This window comes from Phytobacter cepae (assembly GCF_054165735.1).
Window position 1 is genome coordinate 1,834,970 of the sequence record NZ_CM135107.1, and the last position, 18,287, is coordinate 1,853,256.

Here is an 18,287-nt window from a genome sequence, read left to right on the forward strand (position 1 = left end):
CCTGTAAATTTCAGCGGCTGAGTGCCGCTTCGCTGTCGTGATAGCCGCCAAAATCATCAATCGTAATCAGCGTCAGTTTCCCGGTTTCCTCCGCTGTTCCTGTCAGTGGAAATACGGCGGTTCCCTTTGCCGGGCACATGCCGTTTTGTTTCTCTTCATCACGCAGTGACACACTTTTCAGGCCGATATGATTAAACGACACGTTCCATGGCGTCGGGTTTTCACACGCGGCGGCATAACTTTTCCCTTCCTGTACGAGTCGCCAGCGCAGTTGCGCTACCGCCTCTTTGGGGGAACCGGGTAACCCCGTCGGGCGAAAGAAGAGCTTCAGGCGGGTGCGGATGGAGACCTTTATGTTATTGCGGTCTGCCCGATGAGCAGGTTTGGGCTGCAGCTCCAGCACATTGAGCCAGAACACGGATTCACGATCCGCAGGCAGTGCGCCGCCGGTGTAAAGAATACGCAGCGAATGGCCTTTATCCGGGTCGAGGCGAAAGATGGGCGGAGTGACAACAAAGGGCACCGTGTCGTGCGGGTGATCATCACCCGCATCAATCCATGTCTGGAGCAGTAGCGGCGTGTCGGCATGATTGGTGAGGCCGAGCGTCACTTCACGCCTGCCTTCGGGGTAAATGATACGGGTGCCGTTGAGCTGAATACCGGCCTGTAAAGGCCATGAACATATGAGTAAAAACCCACTCAGAATGAATGCCGGAACCGCTTTCATCTCCACCTCCGTGTGGAATATCTTATTTTGCTGACTCAGCAAAATAAGGGTGTAGCTACGACAGAGGTGGATATTATTTGCGGTGAAAATAGCGTATTGCCCGCCTTACCTGCAAGAGGAACAAATGAGCGGAGCAGATTATTTTGTACGCAAATGTGATGACGTAACCGACAACCCGAAACGTGCCAGCAGAAAATGCTGAAAAAAGCGGCGGCGGTGGCGAAATCTGACCATGAGTACCAGGCTTAATCTGCCCATTTATCGGGTCAGGACAACCACCTTCGCCGTTGTGCGAAGCTTACGGGAGTATAAAGATGACTGATATTGCGCAGTTGCTTGGCAAAGACGCCGACACGCTTTTAAAACACCGTTGCACCACCATTGCGGCGGACCAGCTCTATCTACCGGGTGAGGATTACGTGACCCGGGTGATGATGGATAACAATCGCCCGCCAGCGGTGCTGCGTAACATGCAGACGCTGTATAACACCGGGCGGCTCGCCAAAACGGGCTATCTTTCTATTCTTCCCGTGGACCAGGGTATTGAGCACTCGGCCGGGGCATCGTTCGCCGCCAATCCGCTCTACTTTGATCCGAAGAACATTGTGGAGCTGGCCATCGAGGCGGGCTGTAACTGCGTGGCATCGACTTATGGGGTGCTGGCGTCGGTCTCACGCCGCTATGCGCACCGTATCCCGTTCCTCGTCAAACTGAACCACAACGAAACCCTGAGTTACCCCACCGAATATGACCAGACGCTGTACGCCAGCGTAGACCAGGCGTTTAATATGGGCGCGGTTGCCGTTGGCGCGACCATCTACTTCGGCTCTGAACAGTCGCGTCGCCAGATTGAAGAGATCTCCGCAGCCTTCGAACGCGCGCATGAGCTGGGCCTGGTCACCGTGTTGTGGGCCTATCTGCGCAATTCGGCGTTTAAAAAAGACGGCGTCGATTACCACGTCTCGGCGGATCTGACCGGGCAAGCCAACCACATTGCTGCCACCATAGGTGCGGACATTGTGAAGCAGAAAATGGCGGAAAATAACGGCGGCTATAATGCAGTAAACTTCGGTTATACCGATGAGAAGGTCTACAGCAAACTGACCAGCGACAATCCTATCGATCTGGTGCGCTACCAGCTGGCTAACTGCTACATGGGCCGCGCGGGGTTGATTAACTCCGGTGGCGCTGCGGGTGGGGAAAATGACCTGAGCGACGCCGTGCGTACCGCCGTTATCAATAAGCGTGCGGGCGGAATGGGGCTAATTCTGGGGCGTAAAGCCTTTAAGAAATCCATGGCCGATGGCGTGAAATTAATTAACGCCGTGCAGGATGTGTATCTGAATAACAAAGTCACCATTGCCTGACAGCGGCATTCCCTCTCTGGCCACGGAGAGGGAATGCATGACCTCGTCCTAGCGCAGCAGCGGGCAATCCGGAGGAAGACGGCAATTCAGGGCATTGGGCAGGATCTTAATACTGAAGTTCTGCCCTTTTAACGGTTCGCCATCCAGGTTGAAGGTAATGTCATGAGGCGCGCTAATTTCAAACCAGGATGATTTTCCGTCAACGACATGCGGGTTATCGTCCGGTTGGGTGAGGGTGGTGAACAGCGCGGGCAGGATTTCGTCGCCGGTAAAAATACGCAGCTCCAGCAGCCCATCGTTGATCAACGCCTGCGGGCAAAGCTGCTGACCGCCACCGGCCTGGCGCCCGTTACCGATGCCGATGACCAGCGCATCGCCCTGCCAGTGAAAATTCTCGCCTTTGATTTCGCAGCGGTCCGGTTTGACCGTATCCATGCGCATCAGGCCGTGCAGAATGTAGGAGACGCCACCGAGCGCGGCTTTGAGTTTCTCCGGCGTTTCGGTGGTGATACGCGTGCCAAAACCGCCCGTTGCCATATTAATAAAGCAGGTATTACCGTTGACCTCGGCGATATCCACCGGCACCGCTTTGCCAACAATAGCCAGTTGAAGGGCTTTATCCAGCGATTCCGGTATCGCCGTGCTGGTGGCAAAATCATTAGCGGTACCCAGAGGTAAAATGCCCAGCGCCGGGACACGCTCACTGCGGTTGCGTACCAGCGCCGTCGCCACTTCATTGATGGTGCCATCGCCGCCACCGGCGATAACGGTCTCAACGCCGAGCTGTATGGCCTCATCGACATAGCGCTCCGCATCCCCCTTTTCCCAGGTCACCCGAACCTGGATGTCCATACCTTCGTTACGAAGCAGCGTGATGGCCTCACGCAGCAGATCATCACCTGCGCTTTTCCCGTTAAGGATCAATAAACTGGTTGGAAAATTGCTCATCCTTTCTGCCTTATCAGAATACTTATGGGGAAAGTGTATCTCACGACGGAGAAGTGCGCCTGCGGATGAAAAGGAGAGGGATAAAAAAAATCAGCCTGCGTAAGGGAGATTACGCAGGCTAAGGAGGTGGTTCCTGGTACAGCTAGCATTTATGGGTTATGTTTTTCAGCGAAAAGGATAATACCCATATTGAACGCAGCGGTATGTGATCCGATTCTAAGATTCTTCTGCTGGTAAAAAATAACAGCAGTGAATTACTTATCGTGCGGATTACGTGTGGTCTGACCGGTAAAATTGCGCATTAATAACGCATATTTCAGTTCCAGATCATCCGGAACCGGCAGCCAGACGGTATGACCGTCGCCCGGTGCCACGCCGACCGCTTCGCCTTTGCCGTTTTCCATGTGCTCCAGCGTAAAGTTGATATTACCCTGCGGCGTCATCAGCTCCAGACTGTCTCCCTGGGTGAACTTGTTTTTGACCGCAACGGCTGCCAGTGGGCCTTTACGCTCACCGGTGAATTCACCGACAAACTGCTGGCGCTCGGAAATGGAATAGCCGTATTCATAATTCTGGTAATCATCATGGGTGTGACGGCGCAGGAAACCTTCGGTGTAACCGCGATGCGCCAGGCCTTCCAGCGTGTCAAGCAGTGCCGGGTCAAAGGGTTTGCCCGCTGCGGCATCATCAATGGCTTTGCGATAGACCTGGGCGGTACGGGCGCAGTAATAAAATGATTTAGTACGGCCTTCAATTTTAAGCGAGTGGACGCCCATTTCGGTCAGGCGCTCAACGTGGGCGATGGCGCGCAGATCTTTGGAATTCATGATGTAGGTGCCATGCTCATCTTCAAACGCGGTCATGTATTCGCCCGGACGCTGGGCTTCTTCCAGCATAAAGACTTTGCTGGTTGGCTCACCGATGCCCAGCGTCGGCTCGACGTTCTGCACCGGAATCGGTTCATGGACGTGCACGATGTTACCCACATCGTCCTCTTTACCTTCCTGGACTTTGTATTCCCAACGGCAGGCGTTGGTGCAGGTGCCCTGGTTCGGGTCACGCTTGTTGATGTAGCCCGACAGCAGGCAGCGGCCGGAGTAGGCCATGCACAGTGCGCCGTGGACAAAAATCTCCAGTTCCATCTCCGGCACCTGGGTGCGGATTTCGGCGATCTCATCCAGCGACAGTTCACGGGAGAGAATCACACGTGTCAGTCCCATCTGTTTCCAGAATTTCACCGTTGCCCAGTTCACCGCGTTGGCCTGCACCGAAAGATGAATGTCCATCTCCGGGAAGTTTTCACGCACCAGCATAATAAGACCAGGGTCTGACATGATTAAGGCATCCGGCCCCATATCCACCACGGGTTTCAAATCGCGAATAAACGTTTTTAGCTTGGCGTTATGCGGCGCGATATTCACCACCACGTAGAATTTTTTACCGAGCGCGTGGGCTTCATTGATGCCCAACTGCAAATTCTCGTGATTGAATTCATTATTACGTACGCGCAGTGAATAACGAGGCTGGCCCGCATAAACAGCGTCCGCGCCATAAGCGAAAGCGTAACGCATATTTTTTAGCGTTCCCGCCGGGGAGAGGAGTTCCGGTTTAAACATGATGTTCTCTTTCTGATGACAGGTCAGATCCACCTCACCAGGTGAGGCAGTAGGGGGAGATCCCATAAATTTAGGGCGGGAATTGTAGCGCTGCGCACGGAGTGAGTAAACCACCGATTAGCACAAGTGAAAACGTACCTGATTTGATGTGTGATTATCCGCCAAAACGTTATCCAGGAAAGGCGTTTAACTGAGGTTGGGGACACGAAGAAAAAGCGTTCTGTCCTGCGTTAAAGAGACGCTAAAACCGTGGTGCAGATAAAACTGCTTCGCTTTTTCCGAGAGGGCATGGACCATAATCGCCCTGACGCCGATGTTTTCGGCTACCCGACAGATGCGCAGAATTGCATCATGAAGTAAGTCGGCACTCAGACCGCGACCATGACAACATCCATCAACTGCCAGTCGAGCAATAATTATTACCGGCAACGGATCCGGCATGTTGCGTCGTATTCCACCCGGACTTACCGCATGACTGACACTGCCAGTCGCAAGGGAATAGAAGCCTACAACCTGTGATGAATTCTCTTCGCAGACCACGAACGTTCTGGCGGCCCCCGATGCCTGGCTTTTTAACCCGCGACTGCGTATCCATTCGTCAAGGACGGGTTCGCCACAATGGAATTCAGAAAGTGCGTGTGTGGAAGTGAGTGGCGTCGGGGCGGTTATTTTTCCCACTGCGGTTTTCTCGCCAGCAGTTTCTCAAGTGCAGGGTTCGGTGTGACCGGAGCATCCAGCATATCGATAAATTCAGCGTATTGTTCATCGTTGAGGTTGAACATGCGCTGGTCAAGAATCACGTTTTCCGCGGCCTGACAGGCCATTTCCAGAATGAAGTCAGTACGCGTTTTATGCAGGATTTCCGCAGCGGTATCTATTAACACCCGTTGTGCTTCTTTTGCCCGAATATTGAGTTGAACATCAGATTTCATCGCTGCTCCTCGTGTATAGCAATTGATATACGAAGAGTATAGGCCTTGCGTATAGCAAATGCTATACGCGATCCGTTAACAGTAAGACACGCTTTGTGGGGCACTGAGTCGGCTACCTGCCCTCAGGGCAGATACCCGGCAACGGCTTTGTGAATTTCAGGTACCTGGGGCAACAGTGCGGTCAGGGTTTCACGCTGTCGGGCGGTCGGGGAGATGCCTGATAGGTTGAATTTGGCTATCCACGTCTGGCGCTGGGCCTCACGCTCATCCACTGTCAGGATTGTGTGGTAGCGCAGCAGCAGAATCAGCCAGTCCCATTTGTTTAGCAGTGTCAGTAAACGCAGATAAACAAGGCGGTGGGAAGGCGTTGGCGGGTTTTCCAGCAACGGCTGAATGTCATCCAGTGTTAACGCAATGGATGCGCGCGTCAGCACATTCCATGCGGCGAATACCAGTGTCGGATTGGGTGAGGCCAGGGTTTCCAGCACGCGCGGTTTAGCGTCATCCCCTTGAAGTCCCACCAGTATCTTTAGTGCGATCTTGCGCAGTCCCGGTTCACTCTCTGCATAAGCCCATTCAGCCTGGTTCAGCAAATCAGGATAATGGCTCTCTTTCAGGCCACTCAACGCCGCGCGTCGTTGGGTGAGACTGGCATTATTGTCGTGCAGTACCTCCAGCCAGAGTGCGGTTGCCTCTGTTTTGCCTTCGAGCATCCTGCGGGTGCGTTGTTGAATCAGCGCGTTTTTGTCCAGTAACAAGCGATGATGCAGCGTCTCGGGAGGTAACTGGCGGTGTTCATCGAGGTAAAACAGCGTTGCCCGGCGGATACGCACCCAGGGATCGCACAACAGACGCGCCTGCAGCGAGGCTGAAAGTGCCCGATGATGTTGCAGCCAGTCTTCCACCGCGATAGCGCGTAGCGTGCTGTCCCGGTTATGCAGCACCGTCAGCAATGCGTCTTCGTCGTAAAGCTTGCCCTGTTCGATAAGGGTATGCAGGGCCGCGTCTCGAATCTCACGCACCGGGGAGTTAAGCGCCTGCTGCACGGCTGGCAAGTCACTGGTGACCAGGAACCGGGAGATAGCATGAACGAGATCGCGGTGATCATAGCGTCTGCGCTCAGCAAGCTGACGTATCGTGGGTAAATGGGCGATAAATGCCGGCACGTTGGCCCTGGTCAGCAGCGCCATTACCGCATCGACAGCGATAAGATGAATGGTTGCTACCCAGTCATTGACGCGGCTGAGCAGCTCACCGAGAGCCGTGATGTCTTCCTTCAACGCCAGCGCCTTGACCGCTTTTTCACGCACATAACCGTTGTGGTGGTGGGTGAGTTCGCGCAGGGTGTCGATGATGAATTTGCCGTCTCCCGCCGGGCTGGCATAGCCATACCAGGGCTTGTCCAGCAAAGCCAGAATCTGCTGATGAAGTTGTGCTTCGCTATCGTACATGGGCTTTCCTTTCCCGGTGAACCATTGCTTCAGGCGTTGTTTGATATCCATAGTGGCTTATAGGCTTCCTGTCATCGTAGACCGGGGACAAACCGCCCCGGCTTACATGAACCTGGTATCTGAAATCCGGCTCATCCCAGACGGCAGGCGTCCGCTTCCCAACGATAACCCACACCATAGACGGCACGAATAAACGACTGCTCTTCATCCAGCGTTTCGAGTTTGCGACGTAAGTTTTTGATATGGCTGTCAATGGTACGGTCGGTGACCACACGGTAGTCATCATACAAATTGTTCAGCAACTGCTCGCGGGAAAAGACTTTGCCCGGCTCATTGGAGAGGGTTTTCAGCAGACGGAACTCCGCAGGGGTTAAATCGAGCGGCTGATTGCGCCAGGTCGCCTGGAACCGGCTCTCATCCACAATCAACGGGCTTTCAGCATCCATTGCCTGGAGCTCGCGCTGAGGTTTGCAGCGCCGCAGAATTGTTTTAACCCTGGCGACCACTTCACGTGGGCTGTAGGGCTTGCAGATGTAGTCATCAGCGCCAATTTCCAGCCCCAGCAAACGGTCAATCTCTTCGATTTTCGCCGTCACCATAATGATGGGCAGGTTGGAAAAACGACGGATTTCACGACACAGGGTCAGCCCATCGGTACCGGGCAGCATCAGATCCAGCAGAATCATATCCGGTGGGGTCTGGCGCACATAAGTGAGCACCTGGTCGCCATGGTTGATCAACGTTGGCGCATAGCTTGCCGCCCGCAGGTAATCGATCAAAAGCTGTCCGAGCTTAGGCTCATCCTCCACAATCAAGATGCGGGGGGTGTTTTCATCAATCGGTAATTCGTTCATACGCTTCTCGCTATCTCTCGTTCCAGCGGCAGTTTTACTGTAATGCTAACCCCGCCAAATGGCGAATGTGCCGCACTGACGCTTCCGCCGTGGGCGCTCACTATGTTCATGCAAATCGCCAGACCCAGGCCGGAGCCGCCGCTGGCGCGGTTGCGTGACCCTTCGGTGCGATAAAAACGCTCAAAGAGTCGGGTCAACTGGGCGTCGGTAACTCCGGGGGCGGTATCGGCAAAGGCCAGCGCCAGCATCTCGCCCTCAATGTGCCCACTGATGTGTAAATTGCCGCCGCTATCGGTATAACGCAGACTGTTTTCCATCAGGTTATTGAAGAGCTGCATCAGCCGGTCCGGGTCACCAAAGACGGTGGCCTGTTCAGGCAGGGCAATGCTGATGGTCAACTGACGGGCGGCAAAACGCTCGCGAAACGCGCCAGCCGCCACTTCCAGCAGGGAGACCACATCGACAGACGATTTCTGATACGCCAGTGCGCCTTCATCGGACATCGACAGTTGATGGAGGTCGTTGACCAGCTTGGTCAGCGTGCCGACTTCCGCCTGCAATGAGGCGACGGATTCCGGGGTAAACTGCCTGACGCCATCCTGGATGGCTTCCAGTTCGCCGCGCAGTACGGCCAGCGGCGTGCGCAGTTCATGCGAGATATCGGCCATAAAATCGCGGCGCATTTGCTGATTGCGCTCAAGCGTACTGGCGAGCTGGTTAAAGTCCTGCGCCAGTTTTCCCAGTTCATCTTCACTGCCGGTGCTCACCCGGGTGGTAAAATCGCCCGCCGCGAGCTTATGGGTGCCCTCCACCAGCCGCTTAACCGGCGCCAGTAGCCCCCGCGCCAACGGCAGGGTTGCCAGGGCCGCGAGCAGGGTCGCCAGCGCGACAATCAGCCAACTGGTGCGCCTTTGCTGCCGGTCAAAGTTGATGTCGGTATTTCGAGTAAGGCGCTCCACGGGAGAGGCAATCACCCAGCCGACCGTTTCGCCGTTTACTGAAATGGCGCGACGCGTGCCGTCTGAAGGTACCGGGGCCCGTGGGCCGACCAGCACGTGATGCGTGGCATCGGTCACCCAAAACTGCGTGCGCCAGCCGTGCGGCGGCATGCCATTACCCGGCTCCGGTGGCGGGCCCGGTGGTCCAGGGGGAGGCGCATGTCCAGGACCGTCTTCGTTGTGTTCATTTTCCCGCTCAAACGAGCGCAGGATCTGGAAAATAAAACGGTCATTGTTGCGTAAAAAACGCCAGCTCCCCTGTTGGGCATACTGCTCGCTCAGGGCATCGCTCAGCAGTTGCAGACGTTGCTCGTTGCCATGTTTGATATAGTCGATAAAACCGCGCTCAAAGCTGATGCGCACCGCCCAGTGCATCGTCACCAGCAGCACGATGCAGGTGGCGAAAATCGCCAGAAAGAGCTTAGCGGTGATACCGGGACGCCATAATTTCATGAGTGACTCCTGTTGCGCCGGGCAATGATCACGTTCTTACTGGCATCATTCGGAACTCGGGCAAAGATAAACGCTGGCAACGCGATAATGACCGCCATGCACAGATAGGCGTAAAGGAAAACGTGATGCGCGACGCCGCTGTCCGCCGACAGATGGGCCTGACCGAACATGCCCAGCAGCAGACCGGCAATGGTGACGCCAATACTCATCGACAACTGCATCACCATTGACAGCAAGCTGTTACCGCCGCTGGCCAGTTCATCGGGTAAGTCTTTTAAGGTCAGGGTGTTCATCGAAGAGAAACGCATGGAGTTGATCATCCCCTGCGCAAAGAGCACCACTGGCAGCACGTAGTACCAGCCCATCAGCGCAGTGCCCATAAACAGCAGGCACACCAGCGCCAGCCCGAGCGTTGAGCAGACCAGCACCCGACGATAGCCAAAGCGGTTAACGACCTGCACCACAATGCGTTTCATGCCCATGCTGCCGAGCACCATCGGGATCATCATCAGTCCGGCATGGAACGGGGAGAAGCCCATCCCAATTTGCAGAAACACCGGTGTCATGAAGGGCAACATACCGCTGCCGACGCGCCCGGCGAAACTGCCTACCAGTCCAAGCGAAAAGGTCCGGGTACGGAACAGGCGCAGGTTAAACAGGGCACCGCTGTTGCCCCTGGCGTGCAGGAGATAACAGAGAATCGCAACGGCACCGACCGCCACCAGCGCCGCCAGCATCAGTGGGGAGATGCCCAGCCCCTTTTGCCCGTCGAGGGCCAGCGTCAGCGTGGCCATGCCGCAGGCCAGCAGCACAAACCCGAGAATGTCGAAACGCCCGGTTTTTAGCTTGTAGTTCGGCATCAGCCACAGGGTGGCGACCGCGCCGATGATGCCGACCGGCAGATTGATAAGGAAAATCCAGTGCCAGGAGGCGTACTCCACCAGCACACCGCCGAGCGCCGGGCCGAGCAGGGGGCCGACCTGGCCGGGAAGCGTGACGAAGGTCATCGCCGCCATATACTGCTCGCGAGGAACTATCTTCATCACCGTGAGCCTGCCAACCGGCACCATCATCGCACCGCCAACCCCTTGCAGCACCCGTGCCATCACCAGCTCGTCAAGCGTATTGGCCCGGGCGCAAAACAGCGAACCGAGGGTAAAGAGCACAATGGCGGTGAAGAAGATATTGCGCACGCCCACCCTGTCGGCCAGCCAGCCGCTGGCCGGGAGCATCACTGCCACCGTCAGGACATAGGAGACCACCACCATATGCATATGCAATGGGCTTTCCCCCAGGCTTCTCGCCATGGAGGGGAGGGCGGTGTTGACAATGGTGGTGTCCAGCGACTGCATAAAGAAGCCGAAGGCGACGATCCATAACTGCCAGCGTACGTTTTGGGGAAGTTCTGTCACTCTGTTAAGGGCTCTCTGCGTTTACGCGCGAATCGAAGGCGCAGGCGATCGAAGAACAGATAGACCACCGGGGTGGTATAGAGTGTGAGCAACTGGCTCATCACCAGACCCCCGACGATGGTTATCCCAAGCGGCTGGCGCAGCTCTGAGCCATCACCGCCGGAAATCACCAGCGGCAAGGCCCCAAAGAGCGCGGCCAGGGTGGTCATCATAATCGGTCTGAAACGCAACAAACAGGCCTGGAAAATGGCCTCTTCCGCATTCAGGTTGCCTTTGCGTTGCGCCTCCAGGGCAAAATCCACCATCATAATGGCGTTTTTCTTTACGATGCCTATCAACAACATAATGCCAATCAGCGCGATCAAACTAAAGGGCGCACCAAACAGCTCAAGGGCTAACAGCGCCCCTACGCCTGCCGAGGGGAGGGTGGAGAGGATAGTCAGCGGATGCACGTAACTTTCATACAAGATCCCTAATACGATGTAGACCGTAGCAATAGCGGCCAGAATCAGGATCACCTGCGAGTTCATGGTCTGCTGGAAAACCTGCGCCGTTCCGGCAAAACTGCCGCGAACCGTCGAGGGAACGCCAAGCTGCGTCATGGTGCGGTTAATGGCATCGCTGGCCTCAGAAAGCGATACTCCCGTCGGCAGGTTAAAGGCGATGGTCGAGGCGGCCGACAGCCCCTGATGATTGACCGACAGTGGCGCATTGGCCGGCTGCCAGCGGGCAAAGTAAGAGAGCGGAATCGGCTTGCCTTCACTATTAATCACGAACATCTTGTCCAGCGCGCTGATATCCTGGGTATAGCGCGGATCGACTTCCATCACCACTTTATACTGGTTAAGCGGCTGGTAGATGGTGGAGATCTGGCGTTGACCGAAGGCATTATTCAACAGGCTGTTGGCGTCCTGAACGCTGATACCCAGCCGTGACATGCTCTCGCGATCGTAAATCAGATTCATCTCCGCGCCGTTATCCTGCTGGTCAGAGTTGACGTCAGCCAGCTCCGGCAGCGAGGCCAACGCTTTGCGGATTTTGGGTTCCCATTCCCGAAGCGCGCTAAGAGAGTCGGACAGCAGCGCAAACTGGTAGCTGGCATTGGCCTGACGCCCCCCCACGCGGATATCCTGCACCGCCATCAAAAACAGGCTGGCACCCGGCTCTTTTGCCAGCTTGCCGCGCAGGCGGTCGATCACCTGTTGCGCGGTCTCATTACGCACATCCCGGGACTTCAGGGTGATAAACATCATGCCGCTGTTCACCCGCGAGCCGCCGGTGAACCCGGTAACATTATCCACCGCCGGATCGTCACGGATGATCTTCATAAAGTCCTGCAGCTTGGTGCGCATCGCCTGGAAAGAGATACTCTGATCGGCCTGAATGCCGCCCATCAGCACACCCGTATCCTGTTCCGGGAAGAAGGTTTTCGGGATGGAAATGTACAACCAGATATTGAGTGCGATGGTGCCTATCAGTACCACGCCCACCAGACGGGCATGATTCAGCACCCATCTCAGCGAGCGGGCATAGGCTTGCTGAAGCCCGACTAACAAACGGCCAATGCCTTTGTTACGTGTCGGTGCGTGGGCTTTTTGTCGTTTGAGCATCCACCCGCACATCATCGGCGTGAGCGTCAGGGAGATCACCAGCGAGATGCCTATCGCGACCGACAGGGTCACCGCAAACTCACGCAGCAGACGCCCCGGTAGTCCGGCCATCAGCAGCAGCGGCAGGAAGACCGCCACCAGAGAAACGCTCATCGAAAGCACGGTGAAACCGACTTCGCGCGTACCCTGCAATGCCGCCTGAAGCGGTTTCATGCCCGCTTCAAGGTGGCGGGAGATGTTCTCCAGCACCACGATGGCATCATCCACCACAAAGCCGGTGGCGATGGTCAGGGCCATGAGCGACAGATTGTTAAGACTGAATCCGCACAGATACATGGCGGCGAAGGTGCCAATCAACGAGACCGGTACGGCGACCGCCGGAATTAACGTGGCGCGCCCTGAACGTAAGAACAGGAATACCACAAGGATCACCAGTGCCACGGAGATGACCAGCGTTTGCTCTACTTCTTCCAGCGAGGCGCGAATCGTTGGGGAACGGTCCTGGGCGATTTGCAGGGAAATAGCCGCAGGGATGGTGGACTGGAGTTCCGGCAGGCGGGCACGAATGCTGTCGACCGTCTGGATAATATTGGCTTCCGGCAGCTTACGGATCATCAGCAAAATCGCCGGTTTTGCGTTTGTCATCCCGGCGTTACGCACGTCCTGCACAGAATCAGTGACGGTGGCGACATCGCTTAAACGCACGGCGGCGCCGTTTTGGTAATGGACGATCAGTGGCTGATATTCGGCGGCCGTTTTCAGGGCGTCATTGGTTTGTACCTGCCAGCGATGGTCGCCATCGTCAATGGCACCCTGCGGACGACGCACATTCGCCTCGCTGATGGCGGTGCGAACGGCATCAAGTGAGACGCCCTGATTAAATAGCGCCTGCGGGTTTAGCCCCACGCGCACCGCAGGCAGCGAACTGCCGCCCACATCGACATCGCCGACGCCATCAATCTGGGCGATGGTCTGCGCCAGTTGGGTAGAGGCAAAATCATAAAGCTGGCCCTGGGAATAGGTATCCGAGGTGAGGGTCAGGATCATGATCGGCGCATCTGACGGGTTGGCCTTGCGGTAGGTCGGGCGGCTCGGCATACCGCTCGGCAGGAGGCTTTGCGCCGCATTCAGTGCGGCCTGAACGTCGCGCGCGGCCCCGTTAATATCGCGGTCAAAATTGAACTCAAGAATGATGCGGGTACTACCCAGCGAGCTTGATGAGGTCATCTCGCTGACCCCGGCAATGCGCCCCAGCGAACGCTCAAGCGGGGTGGCAACGGAGGACGCCATGGTCTCCGGGGAGGCGCCCGGTAAAGAGGCGCTGATCATAATCACCGGGAAATCCACCTGCGGCAGCGGGGCGACCGGCAGCAGGCGGAAGCCCAGCACGCCGCACAGGGTAATCGCGAGTGAAATCAAAATCGTCGCGACCGGGCGGTAAATGAAGAGAGCGAAAAACTTCACCTACGCCTCCTCTTCACGCTGTGGGAAGCGGCTGCGCACGTACAGCCCGAGACGGTCAAAGAGCAGGTAAATCACCGGCGTGGTAAAGAGTGTCAACACCTGGCTCACCAGCAGACCGCCCACCATCCCGATACCCAGTGGGCGACGCAGTTCGGCGCCGACCCCGGTGCTCAGCATCAGCGGCAACGCACCCAGCAGCGCCGCCAGGGTGGTCATCAGGATCGGGCGAAAACGCAGCAGACAGGCCTGATAGATGGCCTCACGTGGGGGCATGCCCTGTTCACGCTCGGCGGCAAGGGCGAAGTCGATCATCATGATGGCGTTTTTCTTGACGATGCCGATCAGCAAAATGATGCCGATAATCGCAATCACATCCAGTTCGCTGCCTGCCAGCAGCAGCGCCATCAGTGCTCCGACGCCGGCAGTCGGCAGGGTTGAGAGGATGGTGATCGGGTGAATAAAGCTCTCATAAAGCACGCCCAGCACAATGTACATCGCCACCACCGCGGCAACAATGAGCCAGACGGTACTGCCTAATGCGGCCTGGAATGCCAGCGTGCTGCCCTGGAACTGGGTGGTGATATCCGTCGGCAGGTTCAGCGTTTTTTCGCTGTCAAGAATCGACTGTACCGCCTCACCCAAAGAGTACCCGTCGGCCACGTTGAACGAGATAGTGGTGGATGGGAACTGATCGAGGTGATTAATCGACAGCGGCGTAAAGCGTTGCTCGACTTTGGCGATGGCGCTGAGTGGCACCACGCCGCCCTCGCTGCTGGTCAGGCGAATGGTATCCAGCGCATCCAGGCCGGATGTGTGCGAGGTGTCATGCTCCAGCACCACGCGGTACTGGTTCGCCTGGGTATAAATGGTGGAGATAAGCCGCTGGCCGAAGGCGTTATAGAGCGCGTTATCCACGTCGGACATGCTGATGCCAAGCCGGCTGGCGCTGTCTCTGTCCACATTGACATACGCTGCCAGCCCTTTGTCCTGCCAGTCGCTGCTGACATCGGAAAGCTGCGGCAGGGTTTGCAATTTGTCTGTCAATTGCGGCACCCAGGTGCTGAGGGCATCAAGGGTGGTAGCCTGTAGCGTGAACTGGTACTGGGTGCGGCTGACGGTGGTATCGATGGTCAAATCCTGGGTCGGTTGCAGGTAGAGCGCCGCCCCAGGTACCCGTCCGGCGGCCTGTTGCAAACGCTCAATGACCGTGAGTACACGATCGTCGCGATCGGCCAGCGGTTTAAGATTGATTTGCAGACGCGCGCTATTAAGTGCCGGGTTAGTCCCGTCGACACCGACAAAGGTCGTCAGGCTCTGCACCGCCGGATCTTTCATAATGATTGCGGCGATCTGTTGCTGGCGCTGGGCCATGCTGGCAAACGAGGCGGATTGCGGGGCCTGTAAGGTTCCCTGAATGATGCCGTTATCCTGCACCGGGAAAAACCCTTTCGGGATGAAGACCCATAACATGACCGACAGCAGCAGCGTGCCAAGCGCCACGCTTAGCGTCAGCCACGGGTGGTTGAGTACTCTGGTCAGCAAGCGCCCGTAGCCGGCGATTACCCGATCGATAAACTGTTCTGAGGCACGAGAAAAGCGGTTCTGCTTGCGCAGCGACTCCGCGCTCAGCATGCGAGCGCACATCATCGGCGTTAGCGTCAGAGAGACGACTGCAGAAATCAGTATGGCTACCGCCAGGGTGACGGCAAACTCACGGAACAAGCGACCGACGATATCCCCCATAAACAGCAGCGGGATCAGCACCGCAATCAGTGAGAAGGTCAGTGAAATAATGGTAAAGCCGATCTCTCCGGCCCCTTTCAGGGCGGCTGCCAGCGGTTTTTCCCCTTTTTCGATATAACGGGAAATGTTTTCGATCACCACAATGGCATCGTCGACCACAAAACCGGTGGCGATGGTGAGTGCCATCAGCGTGAGATTGTTGACCGAAAAATCGAGGAACACCATCACAGCGAAGGTGCCGACAAGCGACAGTGGCACGGCAACACCGGGAATAATGGTCGCCGGAATATTGCGCAGGAACAGGTAGATGATCATCACCACCAGCGCGATGGCCAGCATCAGTTCAAACTGGGTGTCGGTCACCGAGGCGCGGATGTTGGTCGTGCGATCGGAGAGGACTTTTACCTCCACCGATTTAGGCAAACTTTCGGTGAGCGTTGGCAGCAGGGTACGGATACCGTCAGCCGTATCAATAATGTTCGCGCCCGGCTGGCGCTGAACGTTCATCACAATCGCCTGCTGTTGATTCGCCCAGGCGCCCAGCCAGCTATTTTCAGCGCCTTGCTCGATGGTAGCGACATCGCCCAGGCGGATGGGCGCACCGTTCTGGTAAGCGACAATCAGCTTGCGATATTCATCCACCGATTGCATCTGGTCGTTGGCGGAAAGCGTGACCGCGCGGGTCGGGCCATCGAGACTCCCTTTGGCGGAGTTAACGTTCGCATTACTGATGGCGGTGCGAATGGTTTCGCTGGTCAGCCCCAGAGCGGCAATCGCCTGCGCATTGAGCTTAACGCGGACGGCAGGGCGTTGCCCCCCGGCAAGGGTCACCAGACCGACACCCGAGACCTGGGAGATTTTCTGTGCCACCCGCGTTTCAACCATGTCCTCAACCTGCGTCATCGGCAGGGCAGTGGAGGTGACGGCAAGCGTCATGATCGGTGGATCGGCGGGGTTCACTTTGCTGTAGACCGGCGGATTGGGCAGGTCAGAGGGTAACAAGCTGTTGGCGGCGTTGATGGCCGCCTGCACTTCCTGCTCGGCAACATCCAGCGGCAGGGTGAGCTGGAACTGCAGGGTCACGACCGATGCACCGCCGGAGCTTTGCGATGACATCTGTTTCAGGCCCGACATTTGACCGAACTGACGCTCAAGCGGTGCGGTAATCGCTGACGTGACCACATCCGGGCTGGCGCCGGGATAAAGAGTGATAACCTGAATGGTCGGGTAATCGACTTCCGGCAACGCCGAAACCGGCAGGAAGCGATAACCAATGATACCGGCAAGTAAAATCGCCACCATCATCAGGGTGGTGGCGACCGGACGCATGATAAACAGGCGCGATGGCCCGCCGGTTCTGCCTGGCGGTAGCAACTGCATCAGGACTGCGCTCCTTTAGCCGGGTGTTCGCGTTTCGCTGGCATCTGATCGGCACTTGAAGCGTCAACCACTTCCACCTTCGCCCCTTCGGTCAGGCGATCGATGCCGTCGGTAACCACGCGATCTCCGGCAGAGAGACCCGCAGAAATCACCACTTTCTGGCTGTCCTGAATGCCGGTCGTCACCGTGTGCTTGCTGACCTGGTCCTTATCATTCAGTACCCAGACGAAGTTGCCTTCGTTACCCATTTGCAGGGCCGCCGCCGGAATCACTACCGCGTCCTGCTGGGTGGAGACCAGCATGCGGGCATTGACGAACTGGTTAGGGAAGAGCGCATCATCCTGGTTAGCAAAGCGCGCTTTCAGTTTGATGGTGCCGGTGGTGGCATCAATCTGGTTATCAAGGCTGAGCAGCGACCCGGTACTGAGCTTCTGTTTGTTGGTGCGATCCCAGGCTTCAACATTCAGCGGTTGCCCTGATTTTTGCGCCTGTACCACGGTGGCAATGTCGTTTTCTGGCAGGGTGAAGACCAGATCGATAGGGTGTGTCTGGGTCAGCACCACAATCCCGGTGGTGTCGCCGCTGGAAATCTGGTTACCGATATCTACCTGTTTTAGACCGACTCGCCCATCAATCGGAGCGGTGATGCGACTCCAGTCGAGCTGAAGCTGTGCGCTGGCAACGGCGGCTTCATCTGCTTTCACCGTCCCTTCCGTTTCACTGACCAGCGCCTGTTGGGCGTCCATTTCCTGACGAGAGACCAGGTTTGTTTTCACCAGTTGCTGATAGCGGGCCAGGTCACGGCGGGCATTAGCGAGCGTGGCTTTATCTTTTGCCAGTTGCCCCTGCGCCTGTGCCAGTGCGACCTTGAACTGGCTGGGATCGATTTCGGCCAGCAGATCGCCAGCTTTCACCTGTTGACCCTCCTGGAAATGAATCGCCAGCAGTTGACCGTCAACGCGGCTACGCACGGTGACAGTATTCGCCGCCGTCACCGTGCCCAGGCCAGAAAGATAGCGAGGAACCGATTCCTTTGTGGCGGCTGCGGCCTGCACGGGAGGCAAGGCGCCGCGCATACCCTTGCGCCCACCCGCCGGTGCGCCTGCGCGAGGATTCTTCCCCGAGGCGGAAGCGGATGCTGAGGTGTCTGCGCTACGGCCAAATCCGTACCAGACAGCGACGATTACCATGATCACTACTGCTATTGCCGCTATCACCAGGCGGGGAGTCTTTCTGCCTTTCATCGTTATACGTATCTCGTCCTGAAACATTTGCCTGAATAATACTAGTTTAGTGAGCGCAGACGTCAGAAAAATGGAGAGATTATGAAGT

At 56.7% G+C, this 18,287-nt stretch carries 13 protein-coding genes; 1 reads left to right on the plus strand and 12 read right to left on the minus strand.

All coding sequences use genetic code 11. The annotated features are described in order from the left end of the window. Positions 1–10: 10 nt before the first annotated feature. Positions 11–727: a fimbrial biogenesis chaperone gene (locus tag ACUY4Q_RS08500; protein WP_458046605.1), complete on the minus strand. Its 717-nt coding sequence runs from the start codon at positions 725–727 to the stop codon at positions 11–13. Between the two features lie 314 nt (positions 728–1,041). On the opposite strand from ACUY4Q_RS08500, the gene fbaB reads away from it, so the two are divergent. Beyond that, the gene (gene fbaB / locus ACUY4Q_RS08505) at positions 1,042–2,094 is read left to right on the plus strand and encodes a class I fructose-bisphosphate aldolase (RefSeq protein WP_458046606.1); all 1,053 of its coding nucleotides are present in this window, start codon (positions 1,042–1,044) and stop codon (positions 2,092–2,094) included. Positions 2,095–2,142: 48 nt separating this feature from the next. Here the strand turns inward: fbaB and yegS are convergent, their stop codons facing one another. The 11 genes from yegS to ACUY4Q_RS08560 all read right to left on the minus strand — a co-directional run bounded on the left by yegS (position 2,143) and on the right by ACUY4Q_RS08560 (position 18,199). Continuing rightward, a complete protein-coding gene (yegS, locus tag ACUY4Q_RS08510; protein WP_458046607.1) occupies positions 2,143–3,042 on the minus strand; it encodes a lipid kinase YegS in 900 nt (299 codons plus the stop codon). Positions 3,043–3,296: 254 nt separating this feature from the next. Next, entirely contained in the window at positions 3,297–4,658 is a 1,362-nt protein-coding gene (trhP, locus tag ACUY4Q_RS08515) for a prephenate-dependent tRNA uridine(34) hydroxylase TrhP (RefSeq protein WP_458046608.1), read from the minus strand. Between the two features lie 186 nt (positions 4,659–4,844). Then, positions 4,845–5,336, minus strand: a complete 492-nt coding sequence (locus tag ACUY4Q_RS08520; RefSeq protein WP_458046609.1) for a GNAT family N-acetyltransferase — start codon at positions 5,334–5,336, stop codon at positions 4,845–4,847. Then, complete coding sequence (locus ACUY4Q_RS08525; RefSeq protein ID WP_458046610.1) at positions 5,324–5,590, minus strand: type II toxin-antitoxin system TacA family antitoxin; 267 nt, start codon at positions 5,588–5,590, stop codon at positions 5,324–5,326. The genes ACUY4Q_RS08520 and ACUY4Q_RS08525 overlap by 13 nt, the downstream gene beginning before the upstream one ends. 122 nt (positions 5,591–5,712) lie before the next feature. After that, positions 5,713–7,092 carry a HEAT repeat domain-containing protein gene (locus ACUY4Q_RS08530; RefSeq protein WP_458046611.1) on the minus strand — a complete coding sequence of 460 codons (1,380 nt, stop codon included), beginning with the start codon at positions 7,090–7,092 and terminating at the stop codon, positions 5,713–5,715. An 80-nt stretch (positions 7,093–7,172) separates the two neighbouring features. Further along, entirely contained in the window at positions 7,173–7,895 is a 723-nt protein-coding gene (gene baeR / locus ACUY4Q_RS08535; RefSeq protein ID WP_458046612.1) for an envelope stress response regulator BaeR, read from the minus strand. Beyond that, positions 7,892–9,346, minus strand: coding sequence for an envelope stress sensor histidine kinase BaeS (gene baeS / locus ACUY4Q_RS08540; protein WP_458046613.1), 1,455 nt, complete (start codon positions 9,344–9,346; stop codon positions 7,892–7,894). The genes baeR and baeS overlap by 4 nt, the downstream gene beginning before the upstream one ends. Beyond that, complete coding sequence (locus ACUY4Q_RS08545) at positions 9,343–10,758, minus strand: MFS transporter (protein WP_458046614.1); 1,416 nt, start codon at positions 10,756–10,758, stop codon at positions 9,343–9,345. Before ACUY4Q_RS08545 ends, baeS begins: the two co-directional genes overlap by 4 nt. Next, positions 10,755–13,832: a multidrug efflux RND transporter permease subunit MdtC gene (mdtC, locus tag ACUY4Q_RS08550; protein WP_458046615.1), complete on the minus strand. Its 3,078-nt coding sequence runs from the start codon at positions 13,830–13,832 to the stop codon at positions 10,755–10,757. The genes ACUY4Q_RS08545 and mdtC overlap by 4 nt, the downstream gene beginning before the upstream one ends. Then, positions 13,833–16,955 (minus strand): MdtB/MuxB family multidrug efflux RND transporter permease subunit, encoded by a 3,123-nt coding sequence (locus tag ACUY4Q_RS08555; protein ID WP_458046616.1) that lies wholly within the window; start codon positions 16,953–16,955, stop codon positions 13,833–13,835. Continuing rightward, complete coding sequence (locus ACUY4Q_RS08560) at positions 16,955–18,199, minus strand: MdtA/MuxA family multidrug efflux RND transporter periplasmic adaptor subunit (protein WP_458046617.1); 1,245 nt, start codon at positions 18,197–18,199, stop codon at positions 16,955–16,957. Before ACUY4Q_RS08560 ends, ACUY4Q_RS08555 begins: the two co-directional genes overlap by 1 nt. Between the last annotated feature and the right edge of the window lie 88 nt (positions 18,200–18,287).

What these genes read in the sequence shown, in the direction of transcription:
- ACUY4Q_RS08500 (WP_458046605.1), bottom strand. Translation starts at nt 727, where the DNA reads ATGAAAGCGGTTCCGGCATTCATTCTGAGTGGGTTTTTACTCATATGT.
- fbaB (WP_458046606.1), top strand. Translation starts at nt 1,042, where the DNA reads ATGACTGATATTGCGCAGTTGCTTGGCAAAGACGCCGACACGCTTTTA.
- yegS (WP_458046607.1), bottom strand. Translation starts at nt 3,042, where the DNA reads ATGAGCAATTTTCCAACCAGTTTATTGATCCTTAACGGGAAAAGCGCA.
- trhP (WP_458046608.1), bottom strand. Translation starts at nt 4,658, where the DNA reads ATGTTTAAACCGGAACTCCTCTCCCCGGCGGGAACGCTAAAAAATATG.
- ACUY4Q_RS08525 (WP_458046610.1), bottom strand. Translation starts at nt 5,590, where the DNA reads ATGAAATCTGATGTTCAACTCAATATTCGGGCAAAAGAAGCACAACGG.
- ACUY4Q_RS08530 (WP_458046611.1), bottom strand. Translation starts at nt 7,092, where the DNA reads ATGGATATCAAACAACGCCTGAAGCAATGGTTCACCGGGAAAGGAAAG.
- baeR (WP_458046612.1), bottom strand. Translation starts at nt 7,895, where the DNA reads ATGAACGAATTACCGATTGATGAAAACACCCCCCGCATCTTGATTGTG.
- baeS (WP_458046613.1), bottom strand. Translation starts at nt 9,346, where the DNA reads ATGAAATTATGGCGTCCCGGTATCACCGCTAAGCTCTTTCTGGCGATT.
- ACUY4Q_RS08555 (WP_458046616.1), bottom strand. Translation starts at nt 16,955, where the DNA reads ATGCAGTTGCTACCGCCAGGCAGAACCGGCGGGCCATCGCGCCTGTTT.
- ACUY4Q_RS08560 (WP_458046617.1), bottom strand. Translation starts at nt 18,199, where the DNA reads ATGAAAGGCAGAAAGACTCCCCGCCTGGTGATAGCGGCAATAGCAGTA.